The 5,243-nt window shown below is 70.3% G+C and carries 8 protein-coding genes; all 8 read left to right on the top strand.

The window, feature by feature from the left end; translation table 11 throughout:
• The first annotated feature begins 455 nt into the window (after window positions 1-455).
• Window positions 456-677: a translation initiation factor IF-1 gene (gene infA / locus ACSNN9_RS27610; protein WP_007073013.1), complete on the top strand. Its 222-nt coding sequence runs from the start codon at window positions 456-458 to the stop codon at window positions 675-677.
• Between the two features lie 93 nt (window positions 678-770).
• Entirely contained in the window at window positions 771-884 is a 114-nt protein-coding gene (rpmJ, locus tag ACSNN9_RS27615) for a 50S ribosomal protein L36 (RefSeq protein WP_012184307.1), read from the top strand.
• A 265-nt stretch (window positions 885-1,149) separates the two neighbouring features.
• On the top strand, window positions 1,150-1,530 hold the full coding sequence (gene rpsM, locus ACSNN9_RS27620) for a 30S ribosomal protein S13 (protein ID WP_088998365.1): 381 nt from the start codon (window positions 1,150-1,152) through the stop codon (window positions 1,528-1,530).
• A gap of 17 nt (window positions 1,531-1,547) precedes the next feature.
• Window positions 1,548-1,955, top strand: a complete 408-nt coding sequence (rpsK, locus tag ACSNN9_RS27625; protein ID WP_014440747.1) for a 30S ribosomal protein S11 — start codon at window positions 1,548-1,550, stop codon at window positions 1,953-1,955.
• A gap of 13 nt (window positions 1,956-1,968) precedes the next feature.
• The gene (gene rpsD, locus ACSNN9_RS27630; protein WP_088998366.1) at window positions 1,969-2,595 is read left to right on the top strand and encodes a 30S ribosomal protein S4; all 627 of its coding nucleotides are present in this window, start codon (window positions 1,969-1,971) and stop codon (window positions 2,593-2,595) included.
• 98 nt (window positions 2,596-2,693) lie between these two features.
• On the top strand, window positions 2,694-3,716 hold the full coding sequence (locus tag ACSNN9_RS27635) for a DNA-directed RNA polymerase subunit alpha (RefSeq protein WP_013735931.1): 1,023 nt from the start codon (window positions 2,694-2,696) through the stop codon (window positions 3,714-3,716).
• A gap of 34 nt (window positions 3,717-3,750) precedes the next feature.
• Window positions 3,751-4,311 (top strand): 50S ribosomal protein L17, encoded by a 561-nt coding sequence (rplQ, locus tag ACSNN9_RS27640; RefSeq protein ID WP_357872474.1) that lies wholly within the window; start codon window positions 3,751-3,753, stop codon window positions 4,309-4,311.
• A gap of 70 nt (window positions 4,312-4,381) precedes the next feature.
• The coding region (truA, locus tag ACSNN9_RS27645) for a tRNA pseudouridine(38-40) synthase TruA (RefSeq protein ID WP_436676228.1) at window positions 4,382-5,243 on the top strand (862 nt) is incomplete at its 3' end.

Raw genomic sequence — 5,243 nt, forward strand, 5'->3', positions numbered from 1 at the left:
CCCCTTCCGCCGGTCCGCGACCGCCAGAATCGCGCCCAGGGCCCCGGCGCCTCGAACCCCGAGTGCGGGTCGCGCTTCGGGCCTCGGGTGCGGCGGGATGCGGGCCGCCGACCGCCGACCGTCAGGCGGTGGCCGGGCGGCTGCGGGTCGCCGTCGACGGGGCCGCGGGACCTGCACGCCGACCGCCCAGCGAAAGGCCGCGTGGCAGGGCCGACGTCGAGGTCTGAACAGCCCGTTCTGTCCGGTCCGACGCACCGATTCCCGGCCGGTTTGGCGACGGCCCGCAGGCGGGCGTACACTTTCAGATCGGCGCACAGCGTCCACTCCGGCATGCCCACCCTGCGCTTCGGTGGGAGTCGGAGCCGCGGCTGGCGCGGGCAAACTGATCTTGATCGGTGGCCCGTGTAAGACGTTGTGAGCCGTCCGGAGTAACCGACGTCAGGACAGCGGAGGACATGCCGAAAAAAGACGGAGCCATCGAGATCGAGGGTCGGGTCATCGAGCCCCTGCCGAACGCCATGTTCCGGGTGGAGCTCGCGAACGGTCACAAGGTGCTGGCTCACATCAGCGGCAAGATGCGGCAGCACTACATCCGCATCCTGCCGGAGGACCGGGTCGTCGTCGAACTCTCGCCGTACGACCTGACCCGCGGGCGCATCGTCTACCGCTACAAGTAAGCCTGACGGCGGCCGGGACGTCCCCGTGTCCGTCTTCGACGTCCGGTGTCGCGCCTCGGCGCGTCGTCGGGCCAGATGGGAAGTAAGGCAACCGTGAAGGTCAAGCCGAGCGTCAAGAGGATCTGCAACAAGTGCCGGGTCATCCGCCGGCACGGCCGGGTCATGGTCATCTGCACCGACCCGCGCCACAAGCAGCGCCAGGGCTGAACCAGTTCCGGCCGGCCGTGTGACAACGGTCGGTCGAAATCGGTCCGGGCCGCAGATCCAGACACCGAATCACATGCTCGTTCCAGCCGCGAGCGGTGCGCAGCGCGTACCTCATCGTGGTTGACCCCCGGTCGGAGGCCGGGGCCCGCTAGGGCAGCGACCGACCCCGATCGCCGGCGCACGTCGCCGGAAGGACAGGGGCGGCCGGTAGCGGGGTGGGACGGGTCCACACCTCCGCCACACATCACGAGGAGTACGCCCGCACATGGCACGTCTAGTCGGCGTCGACCTCCCCCGCGAGAAGCGGATGGAGATCGCGCTCACCTACATCTTCGGCGTGGGTCGCACCCGGGCCCTGGAGACGCTCTCTGCCACCGGCATCTCGCCGGACAAGCGCGTCCGGGACCTCACGGACGAGGAGCTGGTCCAGCTCCGCAACCACATCGAGGGCAACTACAAGGTTGAAGGCGACCTGCGCCGCGAGGTCGCCGCTGACATCCGCCGCAAGGTCGAGATCGGCTGCTACGCCGGCATCCGGCACCGCCGGGGCCTGCCCGTGCGTGGCCAGCGGACCAAGACCAACGCGCGGACCCGGAAGGGCCCGAAGCGGACCGTCGCCGGCAAGAAGAAGCCCGGCAAGAAGTAATAGGAGCGCACAGACTTATGCCACCGAAGGCTCGTGCCGGAGCCGCCGTCAAGAAGGTCCGGCGCAAGGAACGCAAGAACGTCGCCCACGGGCAGGCGCACATCAAGAGCACCTTCAACAACACCATCGTGTCCATCACGGACCCGACCGGTGCGGTCATCTCCTGGGCCTCCTCCGGCCAGGTGGGCTTCAAGGGCTCCCGCAAGTCGACCCCGTTCGCCGCGCAGCTGGCCGCCGAGGCCGCCGCGCGTCGGGCGATGGAGCACGGCATGCGCAAGGTCGACGTGTTCGTCAAGGGCCCCGGCTCCGGCCGGGAGACCGCCATCCGTTCGCTGCAGGCCGCCGGTCTCGAGGTCGGACAGATCTCCGACGTCACCCCGCAGCCGCACAACGGGTGCCGTCCGCCCAAGCGTCGTCGGGTCTGAGAGGTAGAGAGAGATGGCTCGTTACACCGGTGCTGACTGCCGCCGTTGCCGGCGGGAGAAGATGAAGCTGTTCCTCAAGGGCAGCAAGTGCGATGGCCCGAAGTGCCCGTTCGAGTCCCGGCCGTTCCCGCCCGGACAGCACGGCCGCGGCCGCACGAAGGAGACGGAGTACCTGCTCCAGCTCCGCGAGAAGCAGAAGGCCCGCCGCGTCTACGGCGTGCTGGAGAAGCAGTTCCGCGGCTACTACGAAGAGGCCGTGGGCAAGAAGGCCAAGACCGGTGAGGTTCTCCTGCAGATCCTCGAGTCGCGGCTGGACAACGTGGTCTACCGGGCCGGCTACGCCAAGTCCCGGGACATGGCCCGTCAGCTGGTCAAGCACGGTCACTTCACGGTGAACGGCAAGAAGGTCGACATCCCGTCGTACCGCGTCAAGGAGCACGACATCATCGAGGTCCGGGGCAAGAGCAAGGAGCTCACCCCGTTCATCGTGGCGCAGGCCGAGGCCGGCTCGAAGTCGGTTCCGGCGTGGCTGGAGGCTATCCCCAGCCAGATGAAGGTGCTCGTGCACTCGCTCCCGGCCCGCCAGGTCATCGACACGCAGGTCCAGGAGCAGCTGATCGTCGAGCTCTACTCCAAGTAGTCGGAGCTCGTTGCGGTGGCCCGCCCTTCCGGGGCGGGCCACCGGAACAGTTTGTCGTGGGCGTCATATGGCGGGCGCCCCGGAAGAGAAGAGAAGACATGCTCATCAGCCAGCGACCGACTCTCTCCGAGGAGTCGATCAACGAGACCCGGTCCCGGTTCACCATCGAGCCGCTGGAGCCGGGCTTCGGCTACACCCTGGGCAACTCGCTGCGACGTACGCTGCTGTCGTCGATCCCGGGTGCGGCGGTCACCTCGATCAAGATCGACGGCGTGCTGCACGAGTTCACCACGATCCCCGGTGTCAAGGAGGACGTGGTCGAGCTCGTCATGAACATCAAGGAGCTCTGCGTCAGCTCCGAGCACGACGAGCCGGTCAGCATGTACCTGCGCAAGCAGGGCCCGGGCGACGTGACGGCGGGCGACATCCAGCCGCCGGCCGGCGTCTCGGTGCACAACCCGGACCTGAAGCTCGCGACCCTCAACGGCAAGGGCCGGCTCGACATGGAGCTGACCGTCGAGCGGGGTCGTGGCTACGTCACGGCGGCGCAGAACAAGCAGGCCGGCGCCGAGATCGGCCGGATCCCGGTCGACTCGATCTACTCGCCGGTGCTGAAGGTGACGTACCGCGTCGAGGCGACCCGTGTCGAGCAGCGGACCGACTTCGACCGGCTCATCATCGACGTCGAGACCAAGCCGTCGATGGGCCCGCGCACCGCGCTGGCCTCCGCCGGCTCGACGCTGGTGGAGCTGTTCGGCCTGGCCCGGGAGCTGGACGAGACCGCCGAGGGCATCGACATCGGGCCGTCCCCGCAGGACGCCCAGCTCGCGGCCGACCTGGCGCTGCCGATCGAGGAGCTGGACCTGACCGTCCGCTCCTACAACTGCCTCAAGCGCGAGGGCATCAACTCCGTTGGTGAGCTCATCGGGCGTACCGAGGCCGACCTCCTCGACATCCGCAACTTCGGTCAGAAGTCGATCGACGAGGTCAAGATGAAGCTCGCCGGGATGGGTCTGGGGCTGAAGGACTCGGCCCCGAACTTCGACCCGGCGCACGTCGTGGACGCCTTCGGCGAGGCCGACTACGACACCGACGACTATCGCGAGACCGAGCAGCTCTAGTCCGCGCTGCCGCCACACCTGAGGAGCACCAAGCATGCCCACGCCCACCAAGGGCCCCCGCCTCGGCGGCAGCCCCGCGCACGAGCGGCTCATGCTGGCCAACCTGGCCACTGCGCTGTTCCAGCACGGCAAGATCCAGACCACCGAGACGAAGGCCCGGCGGCTGCGTCCGCTGGCCGAGCAGCTCATCACCAAGGCCAAGCGCGGCGACCTGGCGTCCCGCCGGCGGGTGCTGGGCGTCGTCAAGGACAAGGACGTGGTCTACGCCCTGTTCGACCAGATCGCGCCCCGGTTCGCCAACCGCAACGGTGGCTACACCCGGATCGTGAAGACCGGTCCGCGCAAGGGTGACGCCGCCCCGATGGCGATCATCGAGCTGGTCGAGGAGCTTCAGGTCGCCGAGCCGAAGGCGAACAAGAAGACCGCCGCCCGCAAGGCCGCGCAGCAGGACAAGGTCGAGGCGCTCGCCCCGGCCGAGGAGGCCCCGAAGTCGAACTCGGGCGACCAGGACGCCGAGCCGCCCGTGTCGGCGTCCGGCGACACCGCCGCCGCCCGCGAGGACAGCGACGAGGCCGGCGAGAACGACAAGGCCTGATCCAGGCCACCGTCGGGCCCGGCACCCCTTCGTGGGGTGCCGGGCCCGACCCCGTGAGGCGGAGGTACGAGTGGACGAGCGCACCCGGCTGCGGCTGGACGTCGCGTACGACGGGTCGGGCTTCTCCGGCTGGGCCGCCCAGCCGACGCGGCGCACGGTCGCCGGGGTGCTCGTGGAGGCCCTCGACCTGGTGCTCGGCGCGGGCACGGCGACCGGGCTGACCGTGGCGGGCCGCACCGACGCGGGGGTGCACGCCGCCGGGCAGGTCTGCCACGTCGACCTGCCGACCGCCGTGTGGCGGGAGCACGAGGGGCGGCTGCTGCGCCGACTGGCCCGGCTGCTCCCCACCGACGTCCGGGTGCGCGCGATGGCCGAGGTGCCGGCGGACTTCGACGCCCGGTTCTCGGCCACCTTCCGCCGCTACGAGTACCGCGTCACCGACGCGCCCTGGGGCGCGGAGCCGCTGCGCCGGCACGAGATTCTGGCCTGGCCGAAGCCGCTGGACCTGGCCGCGCTGAACGCCGCCGCGGCGGGGCTGGTGGGGGAGCACGACTTCGCCGCGTACTGCCGGCGCAAGGAGAACGCCACCACGCTGCGCGAGGTGACCCGGCTGGACTGGCGGCGGGACCCGGACGGGATCCTCGTGGCCACCGTGCAGGCCGACGCGTTCTGCCAGGCGATGGTGCGCAGCCTCGTCGGCGCGATGCTGGTCGCCGGGGACGGGCGTCGGCCGGTCGAGTGGCCGGGCAGCCTGCTGGCCCACCGGGAACGCTCCAGCGAGGTGACCGTGGCGCCGGCGCACGGGCTCACCCTGGTCGCCGTCGGCTACCCCGAGGACCCGGCCGAGTACGCCCGCCGCGCCGAGCACCAGGTCGAGGGCCTCCACGAGCACCCCGGCGACCGTGCGCCGCGTCGGCTGGGCGGCCCAGCCG

The organism is Micromonospora sp. URMC 107 (genome assembly GCF_051386315.1).
GTDB lineage: Bacteria > Actinomycetota > Actinomycetes > Mycobacteriales > Micromonosporaceae > Micromonospora.

What these genes read in the sequence shown, in the direction of transcription:
- ACSNN9_RS27635 (WP_013735931.1), top strand. Translation starts at nt 2,694, where the DNA reads ATGCTCATCAGCCAGCGACCGACTCTCTCCGAGGAGTCGATCAACGAG.
- rpsK (WP_014440747.1), top strand. Translation starts at nt 1,548, where the DNA reads ATGCCACCGAAGGCTCGTGCCGGAGCCGCCGTCAAGAAGGTCCGGCGC.
- rpsM (WP_088998365.1), top strand. Translation starts at nt 1,150, where the DNA reads ATGGCACGTCTAGTCGGCGTCGACCTCCCCCGCGAGAAGCGGATGGAG.
- rplQ (WP_357872474.1), top strand. Translation starts at nt 3,751, where the DNA reads ATGCCCACGCCCACCAAGGGCCCCCGCCTCGGCGGCAGCCCCGCGCAC.
- rpsD (WP_088998366.1), top strand. Translation starts at nt 1,969, where the DNA reads ATGGCTCGTTACACCGGTGCTGACTGCCGCCGTTGCCGGCGGGAGAAG.
- infA (WP_007073013.1), top strand. Translation starts at nt 456, where the DNA reads ATGCCGAAAAAAGACGGAGCCATCGAGATCGAGGGTCGGGTCATCGAG.